Annotated in this window: 15 protein-coding genes; 10 read left to right on the top strand and 5 right to left on the bottom strand. The window is 70.8% G+C overall.

What is annotated here, in order from left to right; all coding sequences use genetic code 11:
* Window positions 1–228 precede the first annotated feature (228 nt).
* From AB0O24_RS14275 to AB0O24_RS14260, 4 genes are read left to right on the top strand one after another with little or no spacing between them, the layout of a single operon-like run.
* On the top strand, window positions 229–816 hold the full coding sequence (locus tag AB0O24_RS14275) for a helix-turn-helix transcriptional regulator (protein WP_307384901.1): 588 nt from the start codon (window positions 229–231) through the stop codon (window positions 814–816).
* A 22-nt stretch (window positions 817–838) separates the two neighbouring features.
* Window positions 839–1,300, top strand: a complete 462-nt coding sequence (locus tag AB0O24_RS14270) for a hypothetical protein (RefSeq protein ID WP_307384902.1) — start codon at window positions 839–841, stop codon at window positions 1,298–1,300.
* Entirely contained in the window at window positions 1,294–2,220 is a 927-nt protein-coding gene (locus AB0O24_RS14265; RefSeq protein ID WP_363375765.1) for a hypothetical protein, read from the top strand. The genes AB0O24_RS14270 and AB0O24_RS14265 overlap by 7 nt, the downstream gene beginning before the upstream one ends.
* Complete coding sequence (locus tag AB0O24_RS14260; RefSeq protein ID WP_363375763.1) at window positions 2,217–3,350, top strand: alpha/beta hydrolase; 1,134 nt, start codon at window positions 2,217–2,219, stop codon at window positions 3,348–3,350. Before AB0O24_RS14265 ends, AB0O24_RS14260 begins: the two co-directional genes overlap by 4 nt.
* Here the strand turns inward: AB0O24_RS14260 and AB0O24_RS14255 are convergent.
* The 5 genes from AB0O24_RS14255 to AB0O24_RS14235 all read right to left on the bottom strand — a co-directional run bounded on the left by AB0O24_RS14255 (window position 3,347) and on the right by AB0O24_RS14235 (window position 9,225).
* Window positions 3,347–4,594, bottom strand: a complete 1,248-nt coding sequence (locus tag AB0O24_RS14255; protein ID WP_363375761.1) for a D-arabinono-1,4-lactone oxidase — start codon at window positions 4,592–4,594, stop codon at window positions 3,347–3,349. The genes AB0O24_RS14260 and AB0O24_RS14255 overlap by 4 nt on opposite strands.
* Window positions 4,595–4,772: 178 nt before the next feature.
* Window positions 4,773–5,930 carry an ROK family transcriptional regulator gene (locus AB0O24_RS14250; RefSeq protein ID WP_363375759.1) on the bottom strand — a complete coding sequence of 386 codons (1,158 nt, stop codon included), beginning with the start codon at window positions 5,928–5,930 and terminating at the stop codon, window positions 4,773–4,775.
* Between the two features lie 181 nt (window positions 5,931–6,111).
* A complete protein-coding gene (locus tag AB0O24_RS14245) occupies window positions 6,112–7,107 on the bottom strand; it encodes a LacI family DNA-binding transcriptional regulator (protein ID WP_363375757.1) in 996 nt (331 codons plus the stop codon).
* A gap of 127 nt (window positions 7,108–7,234) precedes the next feature.
* Entirely contained in the window at window positions 7,235–8,389 is a 1,155-nt protein-coding gene (locus tag AB0O24_RS14240) for a Gfo/Idh/MocA family oxidoreductase (protein WP_363375755.1), read from the bottom strand.
* Window positions 8,386–9,225: an aldolase gene (locus AB0O24_RS14235; protein ID WP_275800773.1), complete on the bottom strand. Its 840-nt coding sequence runs from the start codon at window positions 9,223–9,225 to the stop codon at window positions 8,386–8,388. Before AB0O24_RS14235 ends, AB0O24_RS14240 begins: the two co-directional genes overlap by 4 nt.
* Before the next feature lie 127 nt (window positions 9,226–9,352).
* Between AB0O24_RS14235 and AB0O24_RS14230 the strand changes: the two genes are divergently transcribed.
* The 6 genes from AB0O24_RS14230 (at window position 9,353) to AB0O24_RS14205 (ending at window position 15,814) form a co-directional block, all read left to right on the top strand.
* Window positions 9,353–10,345, top strand: a complete 993-nt coding sequence (locus AB0O24_RS14230) for an aldose 1-epimerase family protein (RefSeq protein WP_363375752.1) — start codon at window positions 9,353–9,355, stop codon at window positions 10,343–10,345.
* 148 nt (window positions 10,346–10,493) lie between these two features.
* Entirely contained in the window at window positions 10,494–11,531 is a 1,038-nt protein-coding gene (locus AB0O24_RS14225) for a hypothetical protein (RefSeq protein ID WP_275800775.1), read from the top strand.
* Window positions 11,528–12,919 carry an FGGY family carbohydrate kinase gene (locus tag AB0O24_RS14220; protein ID WP_363375749.1) on the top strand — a complete coding sequence of 464 codons (1,392 nt, stop codon included), beginning with the start codon at window positions 11,528–11,530 and terminating at the stop codon, window positions 12,917–12,919. The genes AB0O24_RS14225 and AB0O24_RS14220 overlap by 4 nt, the downstream gene beginning before the upstream one ends.
* A 2-nt stretch (window positions 12,920–12,921) precedes the next feature.
* Window positions 12,922–13,701, top strand: coding sequence for an ATP-binding cassette domain-containing protein (locus tag AB0O24_RS14215; RefSeq protein ID WP_363375746.1), 780 nt, complete (start codon window positions 12,922–12,924; stop codon window positions 13,699–13,701).
* The gene (locus AB0O24_RS14210) at window positions 13,698–14,780 is read left to right on the top strand and encodes an ABC transporter permease (protein ID WP_307387560.1); all 1,083 of its coding nucleotides are present in this window, start codon (window positions 13,698–13,700) and stop codon (window positions 14,778–14,780) included. The genes AB0O24_RS14215 and AB0O24_RS14210 overlap by 4 nt, the downstream gene beginning before the upstream one ends.
* A gap of 44 nt (window positions 14,781–14,824) precedes the next feature.
* Window positions 14,825–15,814: an ABC transporter substrate-binding protein gene (locus tag AB0O24_RS14205; RefSeq protein ID WP_307387561.1), complete on the top strand. Its 990-nt coding sequence runs from the start codon at window positions 14,825–14,827 to the stop codon at window positions 15,812–15,814.
* Window positions 15,815–16,048: the final 234 nt, after the last annotated feature.

Here is a 16,048-nt window from a genome sequence, read left to right as displayed (position 1 = left end):
CCCGCTGACGAGAACTGGGGCGGCCCGGGCGTCATCCGACGCGCAGTGAGCGACGGAGGAGTCGGGGGCCTCGCACCATGTCTCTGTTTTCATCCAAGCACAGAGGGTCGTAAATAGCACTCATCGATTCATGTAAATACGATCAGCGTGCGGGTCGTCTACGATCGAAACGTGGGTCGGGGTGCTGTCGGACCACCTTCTCGGTACTCCCGGCGAGTGGTGGCGAATGTGGATCGCCTGCGGAGGGCGAAAGGGCTCACCGTCGGCGAGCTCATCAGTCGCGCCGGGATGACGAAGAGCTACTACCAGTCGCGCGCGGGCTTCTCGCTGCCGTACAACACCAACGACATCGAAGCGCTCGCCGCCGTTCTTGAGGTGACGCCCGAGCAGCTCGCGAGCCCCGACTCGGCCCCTCGCATCGAGATGCGCGTACCCGCCGCTCCCGTCGCCCAGCGTGTGCGTCGCCTGGTCGCCGGTCACGCCGCATCGGAGTCGGATCTGCTCGATCATCTCGAAGCCGTCGATCCCCGTGCCGCCGACGGCGCGCGGACCCTGCTCACCGCCACGACGAACACGGTGGTCCTCGACGAAGAGGTGCTCCGACTCATCACACAGTGGGCCGACGTCCCCGTGGAATACCTCACCGATCACACCGACGAAGCCTTGACCGATCGGACCGAGGCCGAACTCGAACTGCGCGACGCGATGCGGGAGGCGGGCGCAGAGAGGATCCAGTTCCGCGCGCTCGGACAGATGTCTCCCGACGCGCTCCGCGCGATCGCACGATCTCTCCGGGGCAGGCCGCCGGCGTCATGATCCACCGGACGGGGAGGCGGCGGTGACGGCGACCGACGACATGCTCGCGCGGGTGCGGACGCGTGGCGATCGCGCGCTCGCCCGCACGACGCTGGCTCCGGGGGCGACCTTCGACGAGGTCGTCCGCGCGGTCGAGCAGGCGGTCGGCATCCGGCTCCGGGTCATCGCCGAGACCGACACCGCATCGTGGGGCACGCTGACCGGCTACCTCGTCTCGTTCCCCGATCGTCGCGAGGGGACCATCCACGTCCGGGCGGCCGACGCGCCCGTCTATCGCGAGTTCGCGGCCTCGCACGAGTTGGGCCACCTTCTCGACGACGCGCACTGCTGCGGCGCGGTGCACGAACGCTCGTCTGTCGCCCCGCACGCCAATCCCGATCTCGACACGGTGCAGGTCGAGGCCGAGCTCGTGGCCGAACACGTCGCCCACGCCATCGCGCGTCTCATATACGCCAGCCCGAGGGTGGCGGAGCTCGCATGGTGACCATGCTCCTCATCGACGCGGCGCTCGTCGGACTCGCGCTCGTCGTGATTCTGCGGGCGCGCGTCGCATGGCGGCAACCGCGCGCGCGGATCGCCTGGCTCGCGGCCCTCCTGGGCGTCATCGCTCTCCTCACCCAGGGCACCGTCATCCCTCTCGCGACGCTGGACAGTCCGCTCGGCGGAACCAACGTGCTCAAACTCGTGCAGAACGTGCTGACGATGGTCGCGCTGTGGCTCGGCATCCAGGCCGGCACGGCTCCTGCGAGCGCGCGGATCAGGACCCTCCGGTGGGGCTTCCCGCTGACGCTGGCAGCGCTGTTCGCCGTGGTCTTCTTCGTGGCGATGCCGGAGCGCGGTCCCTCATCGTTCCTGTTCCTCGAGACGGCGGCGCACACGTCGACCGGTGCGTGGGCCTACGGCATCCTGCACATGTCGGGAATCGCCCTGGTCGGGGTCCTGCTCTTCCGCTCGGCGCGCACCTCGCTCCCCGTCGCGCGCCGGCTGTTCCGCGTGGGCGCCGCGGGCATCGTGCTCGGCTGTCTCAGCGAGGTCGTCGACCTCACCCTCACGCGGTTCTTCGTCCCGAACGCCGTCGTCAGCGCCCTGTTCGACCCGCTGTTCTACCTCGGCGTGGTCTCGTTCGTGATCGGGATCTTCGTGGCATCCCGGACCACCGCGGGAATCCGCCGTCGGGGAGAGGACCTGCTCGCACGCGCCGAGCGGCTCGCTCGGGAGCGCGCGGCGAGCGTCCCGGTCGGTCCCGCGATGGCCGGAGACCTCGACACCCGCCTCCACACCCTGCGCGTCGCGATCGAGGACGACGCGATCGCCTCCTCGACCCCCCTGCGGGGCGAGGAGCGGGCTCTGCTGGACGCCATCGACACCCACCTCACCCGTCCCACTTCAGGAGACCGCGCATGACTCGCCGCCTCATCGTCGGAACCGGCATCGCCGCGGCGGCCGTCGGCGCTCTGCATCTCGCGCTCGGCGGTTACGTCGCCCGGCGCCTGATCGCACCGCGCGCCGCCAAGCCCTTCGTCCCCGTCGAGATCGAGGGCGACACCGTCTCGGTGCCCGCGACCGCCGAGAGTCGGCAACCGGGCACGTACGGCGTCTGGCTCGACGACGGCACGCACCTCACGGTCGGCGAGATCGTGCGGGACGACGGAGCGCGCATCGTCCGATCCCTCGTCGCGCGTCCGGACGGCCTGGCCGACGGACCCGCGCGAGGGGCATGGACCTCGCAGAGCATCGGGGCCCCCGAGGAGGTGGGCCCGACGCAGCACGTCGCGATCCCCCTCCGGCGCGGCGGGGATGCCCGAGCATGGGTCATCGGGGATCCGGATGCCGCGCGCTGGACCATCCACGTGCACGGCCTGCGGTCGAGCCGGTCCGGCGCGCTGCGCTCGGCCCCCGCCGCTCACGACGCCGGGTGGACCTCGCTCGTCGTGTCGTACGCGGGTGACGAGGAAGCGGCTCCCGCCGAGGCGCTGCCCTCGTCGCTCGGGATGCGGGAATGGCGCGACGTCGACGACGCGATCAGCTACGCCGTCGAGCACGGCGCGCGCGAGATCGTGCTCGTGGCGTGGTCGATGGGGGCGACGATCGCGATGCTCGCGCTCGAGGAGTCGCGTCATCGCGCGGCGATCACCGGTCTCGTGCTCGTCGCCCCTGCCCTGGATTGGAACCGGATCGTCGCCCGCGCGGTGCGGGGCGTGCACCTCCCCGGTTCAGTCGGCGCCACCGCCCTGCGGGTGCTCGAAAGCCGGCTCGGATCGCGGGTACTCGGACTCATCGAGGCGGTCGACGCCCGCGCGCTGAACTGGGTCGACGGCCCGCGTCCCGCGCCGGCTCTGCCGACCCTCATCGTGCACAGTCTGCGTGACCCGGTGGTGCCGGTGACCGGTTCGACGGCTTACACGGCGCGGCATCCGCAGGCCTCGCTCGTGGCGTTCGACGCGACGGGGCACTGCAACGAGGCGAACCAGGATCCCGAGCGGTTCCGCGGGGCGATCACCGGGTTCTTGCGCGGGCTCCCGCGCGCCGATTAGAGCCCCAGCGTCCGCCGCAGGAAGTCGTTGCGGAAGACGCCGCGCGGGTCCGCCTCCCTCGCCGTCGCGAGGAAGTCGTCAGCGCGGGGGAGCGTGGCGCGGACGGCGTCTCCGGGCATGGTGAAGGCTTTGCCCCAGTGCGGCCGGACGTCGAACGGCGAGAGCGCCGTCTCGATGTGGGGCAGCACGCCGAGGACGCCCGCGGTGTCGTTGCGCCAGGTGAAGTGGATCGCGAGCACGTCGCGCTGATACGCGGGGCTCAGCCACAGTTCGTCGGCGGCGACGGTGCGCAGCTCGGTGACGAGGAGGTGCGCGTCGAATGCGGGCGCGATCGCCCGCACCGCGGCAAGGGCTTCGCGCGCGGACGAGAACGGGACGAAGTACTCGGACTGGATCTCGTCGCCGTCGCTGGGGAGGGCGTCGGCGCGGAAGTGCGGGAGCCGCGTGTGCCACGGGCCGACGGTCCCGCGCGGGGTGGTGTTGTCGACGGTGCGGATCCGTCCGAGGTGGATGTCGTCTCCGACGGGTCGACCGCCCAGCTCTTCGACCCGGTCGGGTGCGCCGTCGTCGCTCTTCGCCCAGACGAGATCGTGGGCCGGGTCGCCCCAGGTCGTGAAGACGCTGACACTGCGCGCGCCGCCGAAGACCCGCTCGGGGTCTGCCACGATGTCGTCCCACGCCACGCCGGTGTACGCCTGCTGCGTCACCCGGTAGGTCGGCTCGGTCTGAAGTTCGACCGCGGTGACGACACCGAGGGCGCCGATGCTGAGGGCGGCGGCGGGGAACCACGCGTGCGTCTGGTCGATGCGGTGCGTTCGGCCCTCGGCATCCATGATCTCGACCGCCCGTACGGCGCTCGACAGGTTGCCGTTGTGGATACCGGAACCGTGCGTACCCGTGGCGGTGGCGCCGGTGACGGAGATGTGGGGGAGCGAACCGAGGTTGTGCAGGGCGCGGCCCTCGGCCTCGATCACGGGCGCGAGTTGCGCGAACGTCACGAGACCCTCGACGCGCACGCGGTCGCCGGTCACCTGGATGCGGGTGGGCATGCGCTCGAGCGACACCAGCGCCGCGTCGGAGTCGGCCACGTCGTTGAACGTGTGCCGCGTCGCCTGGACGCGGAGGGTGCGGGCGGATGCCACGACCTCGGCGAGCTCGTCGAGGTCGGCGGGCAGCAGCACTTCGGTGGCGCGGTAGCGGTGGTTTCCCGACCACGTGGCTCCGGCGGGGCGTGTCTCGGTCATGGTTCTCCTCGCGTCGACGTGTCCATCCTGCCCTGGGTCGCCGACGTCGGGGCCGGCGCGGCGCGCTCGCGGGGCGGAAAGGAGGGGCGGGGACGAGCGGAGGACGTGTCGGCCGGGGGTGTCCTCCGCTCGTCCCTGGTCCTCCCCGCATCACGCCGCGGGGCCCCGGTGGGAACGCTCAGCGCCCCGGGAAGAGCTCGGCCTCGAAGACCGCCTCAGCCGCGCCTACGAGCAACCGGTCCTCGCCCAGCTCTGCGACCGCGAGACGCAGGCTCTCCGCGCACGCGGGCACCGTCTGCGCGCGCACCGCTGCGTCGAGCCCGTCGAGATCGCGCTCTGCGAGCACGGCCAGGAATCCGCCGAGCACGATCACCGCCGGGTTCAGTACGTTCGCGGCGTTGGCGAGAGCTGTCGCGAGGATCCGCCGCTGCCGATCGACCTCGGCGTGCGCGAGGGGGTCGGACGCGGATGCCAGGGCGTCGGACAGGGCCGCGTCGTCACCGCCCTCGAGCCCCACGGCGGTGAGCAGCCGCGAGCGGCTCACCTCGTCTTCGAGCACCCCGTCGGCGGCCCGGCGGTCGGCGGCATCCACGATCCCGGGGCGATTCTGCCCGAACTCGCCCGCGTATCCGCCCGCGCCGCCGAGCGAGGTGCCGTCGACGATCACCGCGCCGCCGATGCCGCTCGCGCCGCCGTTGAGGTACACGACGTCGTGGGCGCCGCGCGCGGCGCCGAAGAGGTGCTCGGCGACAGCGCCGAGCGCGGCGTCGTTGCCCACCCGGGCCGGCAATCCCGTCGCCTGTTCGATGAGCGTGCCGATCGCGGCATCCGTCCATTCGAGGTGCGGGGCCGTGCGCACGAGGCCGTCCGAGGCACGCACGGGACCGGGGACCGCGACTCCGACACCGACCGTGCGGCGATCGCGGAGCGGTCCTTCGGCCCAGGCGGCGAGGCGCTCGCCGACGATCTCGGCGGTGCGCTCGGGGGTCAGCAGCCGCCTCTGCGGGAGGCGTTCGCGGGCGATCAGCGTGCCATCGAGCGCGATGGCGCCGATGTCGAGCGCGTCGACCTCGGGGTTCACCGCCACCGCGACGACACGCGGATCGGGGGCCACCGTGGGCGACGGGCGGCCGACCCGGCCGATCGGATCGGGGGCGCGCTCGACGACGAGGCCATCGCTCACGAGCTCGCCGACGAGATCGGCGATCGTCGAGCGGTTCAGGCCCGTTGCCTCGGTCAGGGCCGCGCGGGAGCGGGGGCCCTCGCGGTGCACGGTGCGCAGCACCAGCGCGAGATTGGCGCGGCGCATGCCGTCGCCTCTGCTCGCGGTGACCATTCGTCCACTGTGCCATGTGGCGCGTCGACGCGTCGGCATCCGGGACCTCCGTTCGCGGCCATAAACGCCATCCGCGCACAGAAACGCGAGCACAGCGTGTTTCTGTGCGCGGATCGCGTTTATGCGGAGGACGTCGACGCCGAGGTGCCCGGCTCGCCCGCCGGATTCGCCGCCCGTCGGATCAGCCCACTCCGCCGCGGTCGACGAGGCGTGTCGGCACGAGCTGGGTGTGCGACCCGGTGGCCGGTTCGGCCCCGCGGGAGAGCAGGGTCTGCGCCGCGCGCGTGCCGAGGTCGGCGACGTCGTAGTCGACGATGCGGATGCGTCGGGGCAGCAGCCGGGAGAGCTCGAAGTCGTCGAATCCCGCGATGGCGACGTCGGCTCCGCGCGGCAGGATCGACTCCAGCGCGCCGATCGTGGCGCGGTTGTTGGCGCAGAACACCGCGGTGGGCGGGTCGTCGGCGGCGAGGAGGCGCTCCATCGCGTCGCGTGCGGCGGTCGGCGTGTGCAGGTTCTCGACCACGAGCGCGGGATCGGGTGTGTGACCCGCGGCCGCGAAGGCGTCGCGCACCCCCTCCCAGCGCTCGGCCATCGTGTAGATCCCGAGCGAGTCCTGCAGCACGGCGATGCGCCGATGCCCCTCGGCGAGCAGCTCCGCGACGGCGGACCGGGCTCCGCCGCGGTTGTCGAGCAGGATCGCGTCCGCGGGGATGCCGCTTCCGGGGCGGTCGAGGAAGACCACCGGGGTGCCCAACTCGACCTCTCGCGCGAGGTAGGAGTGATCTGCGGCGGTGGGCACCACGATCAGCCCGCCGACCTGGCGCTGGCACATGTCGAGGGCGAGGGCGCGTTCGATGTCGGCGTCTTCTTCGCTGGAGGCCATGACCACGTGCATGCGCTGGCGCGCCGCGATCGACGACACGGCGGCGGCGACCGCCATGTAGAAGGTGTTCGACAGGTCGGCGGCGATGAAGCCGATCGTGTCGCGGCTGCCGGAGCGCAGGTTCGCGGCGAGGGCGTTGCGGTGGTAGCCGAGGCGGGTGACGGCGGCGTTCACGCGCTCGGTCAGCGCGGGGTCGACGTGGGGCTCGCCGTTGACCACGCGCGAGACGGTCTTCAGGCTCACGCCGGCTTCGGCGGCGACGTCGATCATCGTGGGGCGGCCGGATTTGCGCATGCGTCTCCTCGGGATGCCGTCGGGCGGCGTCCTCCGAGCATAGGCAGCCGCGCGGCGGCATCCGGCTCGCCGCTCCCGGCGGGGAATCCGGGCGCGCCGGGTGAGGTGGCGCGCCCGGATGGATGGATCAGTGCTCGGGGGCGACGAACGTCCCGGTCTCGTGCGAGGCGATCGCCGCGGCGAACAAGCGGTGGGTGAGCGCCGCTTCTTTGGGGCGGACGCAGCCGAAGCCGTCGCCCAGCTCACCCACGTACTCGGCGAGGAAGGCCGCCCACATCTGCAGGATGGCATCCGAGAATCCGGACTCGAAGTTCGGCCCGGTCACCGTCGGCCACACCGACTGGCTGCCCGCGTCGACCTTCTGCCAGCTCTGCTCGCGGCCGACGCCCGGCACGTCGATGAAGGCGAACACCTCGACCTGCTTGGGGTTCTTCGTGCTGAAGCGCACGCCGCCGTCCATGCCGATGGCCTCGAACTCCCACGTGTTCTTCTGCCCCGGCGCGATGCGCTTGGTCTCGGTCGTGAGGGGGAACGGGGCGCCGTCGTGCCGGGCCCACGAGTGGATCACGGCGTTGTCCCACGTGTCGCACGGCTGCGGCGTCCCTTCGGGACCCGGGCGCTCGGTGACGATGTCCTGCAGGACGCCGATGACCCTCTCGGGCGTCCAGCCCAGGCGCAGCGGGACGTGCCAGGTGTGCATGCCGAGGTCGTTGAGCACCCCGGCCTCGCCGCAGAACTGCTTCTGCCGCTTCCAGTTCAGCGGCTTGTTCACGTCGATGTCGCTGGCGTGGAGGAAGGTGCATTTCGCCTCGACGATGCGGCCGAGCGCGCCCGATTTCACGTAGTTGACGGCCCACTGGGCGCCGGGGAAGAACGGCATCTCGCTCGAGACACGGACGAACGAATCGGGCGTCTCGTCGATGGCCGCGACGACCGCGTCGGCGGCGGCGCGGTCGATGCCGAACGGCTTCTCGGCCAGCAGCGCCTTGCCGGCGCGGATCGTGTCGACGTAGAGCCGCTCGTGCAGATCGTGACGCACGGCGATGTAGACGACGTCGACGCGCGGGTCGGCGAGCAGTTCGTGGTGGTCGGTCGTGGTCAGCTGCACCGTGTCGATGCGCTCGAAGAACTCGAGAGCGGCGGGGTTGATGTCGCAGACGGCCACGAGCTCGGGCTCGGCGGGGTGGTCGATCAGCGCGGGCCAACGGCGCAGGGCTGCGGCGATCTCGCGGCCCATGAGGCCGCCGCCGATGATGCCGATTCCGACCTTCTTGCCGGTCATGCGGCACCACCGATCAGGGTCAGGGCCTCGTCGACCGAGGCGTCGTCGTGCACGACCGCCATGAGCGCCGCGGTGATGCCGGCGGGGTCGTCGTGCTGGATGACGTTGCGGCCGTAGACGATGCCGCGGGCCCCCTGTTCGAGCACGGCCTTCGTGCGCTCGAGGAGCGTGCGGTCGTCGACGCGTCCGCCGCCGCGCACGAGCACGGGGGTGTCGCCGGCCGCCTGGATGACCTTGTGGTAGTCGGTGATGTCGTCGGTCGGGTCGGCCTTGATGAGGTCGGCGCCGAGCTCGCGGGCCTGTCGCACGAGGGTGACGATCTTGGCGGTGTCGCCGTCGACGCCGTATCCGCCGGTGCCGGGTTTGGTCTGCATGACCAGCGGTTCGATCATCAGCGGCATCCCGTACCGCTCCGCGTCGGTGCGCAAGGCCAGGATCGACCGGATGCACTGCTCGCGGATCTGCGGCTCGCCGGGCAGATCGAGCAGGTTCACGCAGACCGCTACCGCGTCCAAGCGGACGGCGACCTGGATGGCATCCGGAACGAGGACGCTGTGCAGCGGCGACTCGAGCGGGTCGCCGTAGACGTTGGCGATGTCGGTGCGCAGCACCAGGCCGGGCTTCTGCTTGCCGGGGACGGACTGCAGCAGCGGCGCCTGGCCGAGAGTGAGCTGCACGGCGTCGGGCCCGGCGTCGACGAGGGTCGCGACGGTCTTGGCCATGTCTTCGATGCCGGTCAGGAACGAGGGCTCGTGGAACGCGCCGTGGTCGACGGCGACGTCGAGAGCGCGCCCGGAGCGCGCGTTGAAGAGGCGGTTGAGGCGGGGTTTCGACATGGGGTGTGGGTCTCCGAAGCGTCGTGTCGGGGCGCGGCTCTGCGCTCGACGGTCAGTATGCGGTCTCGAGACAACGTTGTCAACGACTGCTACCGTGTGACCGCACACGGCGAGGAAGGCGGAGCTCATGGGCGAGCAGGACGACGAGATGATCTCGACGGGGCGAGAAGGCCAGCGAGGCCGCGGGACGGAGGCGGCCATCGAGGCGTCGATCCGCACCGACGGACCGGATGCCGGAACCCGGCGTCTGCGCGTCATCGCGGGCGACCTCGACATCGAGCTCCTTCCCGACCGAGGCCTCGATCTCGGGCAGGTGCGGCACCGCGGGGTGCCGTTGGCCTGGGTCTCGCCCACGGGGTGGCCCCGCCCGAGCGGCGGGGCGTTCGGGGCGACGTTCGGCGGCGGGCTCGTCACGACGTGCGGGCTGCTGTCGTTCGGGCCGTCCTCGCGCGATGACGAGGGCGAGCATCCGCAGCACGGGCGGTACACGACGCTCGCCGCGACGGTGACCCGAGCGGAGGTGCAGGTCGACGCCGTCGTCGTGGAGGCGACGATCGTCGAGGCGACCGTGCTCGGCGCGCACCTCGAGCTGCGCCGAAGCATCCGCGTGCCGCGGGGCGAGGCGCGCATCGAACTTCGCGACGAGATCGTCAATCGCGGCGCGCGCGCCGTCGAGCCCATGGTGCTGTACCACGTGAACCTCGGGCGGCCGCTGATCCAGGAGGGGACGCTGCTGCGCTCCCCGGCGGAGCGCGTCGTGCCGCGCGACGCCGACGCCGAGGCCGGCCTGGCGACCTGGGCGCGGTTCCCCGCGCCCGCCGACACGTATCCCGAGCAGGTGTTCGCGCACGAGCTTCCGGTCGGAACCCGGGTGAGTGCCGAGGTGCACGCGCCGTCGGGGCTCGGCATCCGGGTCTCGTTCGACACCGCGGCGCTGCCGGGGTTGTTCCAGTGGCGCGTCGCGCAGCGCGACGGTGTCGTGCTCGGCGTCGAGCCGGCGACGGCGGCGACCATCCTCGGGCGTCAGGATGCGCGTGAGCGTGGGCTGCTGCGCCCGCTGCCGGAGGGGCAGTCGTGGAAGCTGGGGCTGGACATCGGTGTCATGAGTACCGAATTGTGACTTGACAACGTTGTCCCGGACGCCCATGCTCAATCCCGCGAGGTCGCGAGAAGACCTCCTTCAAGCAAGACAACGATGTCTGGACAGCCATGACGCACTACGAACGAGCGACCGCCGCGGCCGCCCCTGAGCCGATCGGGGCCGCCCGATGAAGCCCGTCCTGCTGCCCCCCAACCCCGTGCAGCACTTCTACCTCGGCGGCGACCGCATCGCGGCGCTGCGCGGGATCGTGCCCGAGACCGACCGTCAGCCCGAGGAGTGGCTCGGCTCGACCGTGTCGCGCTTCGGCTGCGACGAGATCGGTCTCGCCGTGACCGACGACGGTGACTTCTTGCGCGACCTCGTGGCCGGCGATCGCGCCGCGTGGGTGGGGGCTCGTGCGGGACGGGATGCCGCGGACCTGGGCATCCTGGTCAAGCTCCTCGACGCGCGTCAGCGCCTCCCCGTGCACGTGCACCCCGACCGCGGATTCGCGAGCGCCCACCTCGACTGCCCGTACGGCAAGACCGAGGCCTGGTACGTGCTCGAGACCCAAGAGGACTGCGCCGTGCACGTCGGCTGGAACCAGGACGTCGACCGCGACGAGCTCGACCGCCGCCGCGATGCGCAGGACAGCGAGTGGATGCTGTCGCGCATGAACCGCGTGGTCGTCCGCCCCGGCATGGGCGTGCTCGTGCCCGCGGGCACCGTGCACGCGATCGACGGCGGGATCTTCGTCGCCGAGGTGCAGGAGCCGACCGACTTCTCGATCCTGCTCGAGTGGTCGATCACGACGTCGACGCGCGACGAGTCGCATCTCGATCTCGGCTTCGACGCCGTGATGCCGTCGGTGTCGACCGCGAAGATGGATGCCGAGGCCCTCGACGCCCTGATCAGCACCGTCGGTGAGACCCCGGCGGGGACGGACTTCCGCTCGCTGCTGCCCGCGGTGGCCGACCCGTACTTCCGCCTGTTCGACGCCGCGGGAGACACCGCTGCGCGCGAGGCCGGCTTCGCTGTGGTGCTGGTGCGCGAGGGCTCCGGTGCGCTGGTGTCCGACTCGGGGTCGATCGATGTCGAGCGCGGCCAGGTCTACGCCGTGCCCCACGCGTTCGGCGCCTGGCGTCTGACCGGTGCCGCCGAGATCCTCGTCGCCGCCCCCGGTGCCGGGTGGCCCGGCACGCTCCGCGGGGGTGACGTGCGATGAGCGACTACGTCGTCGGAATCGACATGGGCTCCACCAGCACCAAGCTGCTGGTGGCCACCCCCGAGGGGCATCAGGTGCTCGTCGTGAGCCGGCGCTCGCCGTGGACGAACCTCGACCACGGCCGGGCCGAGATGACCGCCGCGCAGGCGATCTCCGTCTTGCACGAGCTCGCCGCCGAGGCCGACGCCCGCCTCGACGAGGGATACCGCATCGTCGCGCTCGGCGTCTCGGGCATGGCCGAGGCCGGCGTGCTCCTGGATGCCGAGGGCACGGCGCTCGCGCCGATCATGGCCTGGTTCGACCCGCGGGGGGCCGCGCAGATCATCGCGACCCCCGACGCCTTCCGCGCGGAGTTCCCGGGCCGAACGGGTCTGCCGGTCGGGCCCCTGGCATCCATCGCCAAGCTGCTCCACCTGCGCGACAACGGAATCGCCCTCGTCGGAACGACGTTCCTCAACGTCCCCGAGTACGTCGTGCACGCGCTCGGCGGACCGCGGGTCGCGGAGTACTCGCTCGTCTCACGCACGGGGCTCATCGATCAGGACGACAGCACCCCCTGGCGGGCGGCGCTCGACGTGCTCGGCGTGGACGCGTCGATCCTCGGGAAGCTCGTCAGCGCGGGGGAGGCCGTCGGCACGCTGAGCGACCCCGGGATGCCCGCCGGGTTCCGCGGGGCCGCGCTCACCATCGCCGGCCACGACCACCTCGTCTCGGCCGTCGCGGTCGGCGCGACCCACACGGGCCAGCTCTACGACTCGATGGGCACCGCCGAGGCCCTCGTGCGCGTGCTCGACGACACCCTTCCCTTCGCCGCGCGCGAGCGGCTCGCCCACGCGGGCATCAACTGTGTGCGGCACGTCATCCCCAGCAAGTACGTGCTCCTGGCGGGCACGAAGTCGGGCCTGCTCATGCGCCGCGTGCTCCAACTGCTCGGGATCACGGATGCCGTGGGCCGGGCGCGCATCGACGACGAGACCATGGCGCTCCCCGCGCTCGGAACGGTGTCGGACGCCGGTCTCGCGGTCTCGGGTGCGCGCAACGACGACGGCGTGCTGAAAATCGTCGCGCAGAGCGACGGGCTCAGCCCCGCGGAGCTGTTCGCCGCCGCCCTGCGCCACGGCAACGACATGCTCGCCGAGTACACGGCGGTGATGGACCGCGAGGTCGAGCCGCCGACCTCGACCGTGCTGACCGGCGGGTGGTCGTCGATGGCATCCGTCGTCCGCTCCCGCTCGGCGCTCCTGCCCGAGGTCACTGTCTCGACCCACGACGAGGGCACCGCCTACGGGGCAGCGCTGTTCGCGGCGTTCGCGGTGTCCTCTTCTTCTTTCGAGGACGTCGCCGAGGCGTTCCTCTCTTCCTCTCTCCTCACTACGGAAAGGAGCTGACGATGTCGTCAGTCACAACGGCCACGCCCGTGTTGCAGGCGCGGGGTTTGTCGCGTCAGTTCGGTCATGTTCGGGCGTTGAATAATGTCGATTTCGAGGTCTACCCGGGCGAGGTCACCGCCCTCATCGGTGACAACGGCGCCGGCAAGTCGACGCTCGTGAAGGCGCTGTCGGGGAACCTCGCGGTCGACGAGGGGGAGATCCTCTTCGACGGCAAGCCGATCGAGATGACCAATCCGCAGGTCGCGTCGTCGCTCGGCATCGAGACCGTGTACCAGGATCTGGCGCTGGCTCCGCATCTGGATCCGGTGCAGAACATGTACCTGGGTCGGGAGATCCGTCGACCGGGGCTGGCCGGTGCTCTCGGCTTCATGAAGACGAAGGAGATGGCGGTCGCGTCGCGGGCTGCGTTCGACGAGCTGGGGGCGACGGTGCGGTCGTTGTCGTCGCCGGTGGGGGAGATGTCCGGTGGTCAGCGGCAGGCGATCGCGATCGCCCGCGCCGTGCACTGGGCCTCTCGCGTCGTGTTCCTCGACGAGCCCACCGCAGCCCTCGGGGTGCGCCAGACCAAGAACGTCCTCGAGACCATCCGCCGCGTGCGCGACAAGGGCATCGCCGTGGTCTTCATCTCGCACTCGATGCCGCACGTCATCGACGTCTCCGACCGCATCCAGGTCCTGCGCCTGGGCACCCGCGTCGCGAACATCAACGCGAAAGACACCTCCATGGAAGAACTCGTCGGGCTCATGACCGGCGCCGTCACGAAGGACGACCAGAAGTGAGCACCACGACTCCCCCCACCGAGACCGTCGCGATCGGCACGTTCGAGGACACCAAACCCAACTTCTTCAGGGGACTGTTGAAGGCGCAGGCCTTCCAGATCCTGCTCATCCTCATCGTCATCGTGCTGATCTTCAGCGCGCTCGCTCCGGACTCGTTCGCGCAGTGGTCGAACTTCCGCTTGATCATCCAGAACGCCTCGATCCTCGCGGTGCTCGGCGTCGGCATGACGTACATCATCATCACCTCGGGCATCGACCTCTCGATCGGCTCGGTCCTGGTGTTCTCGGGCGTCGTCTCGGCCCTGACGATGAGGGCGCTCGGCGGCGAGGGCTGGGGCGTGGCCACCATCGGCATCCTCGTGTCGATCCTCAGCGGCGTGTGCTGGGGGCTGCTGAACGGCTTCCTCATCGCGAAGGCGAAGATCCCGCCGCTCATCGTCACCCTCGGCTCGCTCGGTATGGCGCTCGGTCTCGCGCAGATCCTCACCGGCGGCGTCGACATCCGCGATGTGCCGACCGTGCTGACGGTGTCGATCGGCTACGGAAACGTCTTCGGGTCGCTGCCGATCATCAGCGTCATCGCCCTCGTGGTGGTCGTGATCGGCGCGGTGGTACTCCACTTCACCCGTTTCGGGCTGTACACCTACGCCGTCGGCTCGAGCGAGCTCGCCGCGCGCCGCGTGGGCGTGAAGGTCGACCGCCACCTCATCTCGGTCTACACCCTCTCGGGGGCGCTCGCGGGACTCGCCGGCATCCTGGCCCTGTCGCAATTCTCGACGACCGCGATCGCGGGGCAGTCGCAGACCAACCTGAACGTCATCGCGGCCGTCGTGATCGGCGGGACCTCGCTCTTCGGCGGGGTCGGCACGATCTTCGGCACCGTGGTGGGCCTGTTCATCCCCGCCGTTCTGCAGAACGGCTTCGTCATCACCGGCGTGCAGCCGTTCTGGCAGCAGGTCGCCGTCGGCGCGGTGCTGATCACCGCCGTGTACGTCGACCAAGTCCGTCGTACCGCCGCGACCCGCGGCAACACCCAAAGCCTCTGGCGCAAGTTCGTCAGCGGAGGACGCCGCGGCTGAGTCCCGGCATCCGGAATCACATCAAGAGAGAACGGTCAATCACAATGCAGTGGAACAAGCAGGTTCTCGCGGTCGCCACCCTCGGCGCCGCAGCCACCCTCGTCCTCGCCGGGTGCTCCGGCGGCTCCTCGTCGGGATCCGCCTCGGGCGGCTCCGACGGCGGCTACAAGATCGCGTTCGTGCAGGGCGTCGCCGGGGATGAGTTCTACATCTCCATGCAGTGCGGCATCGAAGCCGAAGCCAAGGCCGAAGGCGCCACCGTCACCACCCAGGGCCCCGAGAAGTTCGACCCCACCCTCCAAAAGCCGATCGTCGACGCCGTCGTGGCGTCCAAGCCCGACGCGCTCCTCATCGCGCCGACCGACGTGTCGGCGATGCAGGCCCCGATCGCCGCGGCCGAGGCCGCCGGGATCAAGGTCGTCCTCGTCGACACCACCCTCGAGGACCCGTCGGGTGCGGTGTCGCAGATCTCCAGCGACAACGAAGGCGGTGGCGCCGCGGCGTTCGAGGCGATCCAGAAGGCCAACCCCAACGGCGGCAAGGTCCTCGTCGTCTCCACCGACCCCGGTGTCTCCACCACCGACGCCCGCGCGCAGGGCTTCGAAGACGCCGTGAAGAAGGACTCCAAGTTCACCTCGGTCGGGGTGCAGTACTCCCACAACGAGCCCTCCACCGCCGCCGAGATCGTCACCGCCGCGCTGCAGAAGGACCCCGACATCGTCGGCATCTTCGCCGCCAACCTCTTCGCCGCCGAAGGCTCCGCCACCGGTGTCCAGCAGGCCGGCAAGCAGGGCCAGGTCACCATCGTCGGTTTCGACGCGGGCCCCGCCCAGGTCAAGGCCCTCGAAGCCGGAACCGTCCAAGCCCTCGTCGCCCAAGAACCCGCCACCATCGGCGAAGACGGCGTCAAGCAGGCCATCGCCGCCCTGAAGGGCGAACCCACCGAGGAGAAGATCCAGACCGGATTCACCATCCTCACGAAGGACAACATCAACGGCGACGGCAAGGACGCGGTCTACAAGTCCAGCTGCTGATCGACCCCGGATGCCGGGACCCCGACGCACACGCCCAGGGTCCCGGCATCCACCCCCTCCCGCCCGGAGGCTTCGACAAGCTCAGCCACCGGACTCCCGCAACGAAGGTCCCTGAGCCTGTCGAAGGGACCGGACCCACCGCCCGGAGGCTTCGACAAGCTCAGCCACCCGGCTCCCGCAACGACCGAGCTCAGCCACCGGGCTCGTACCACCTCCAACGAGAGAGACGCCGCC

The organism is Microbacterium sp. NPDC086615, assembly GCF_040686055.1.
In the GTDB taxonomy this organism is placed as follows: Bacteria; Actinomycetota; Actinomycetes; order Actinomycetales; family Microbacteriaceae; genus Microbacterium.
This window is presented reverse-complemented; position numbering and strand designations above follow the sequence as displayed.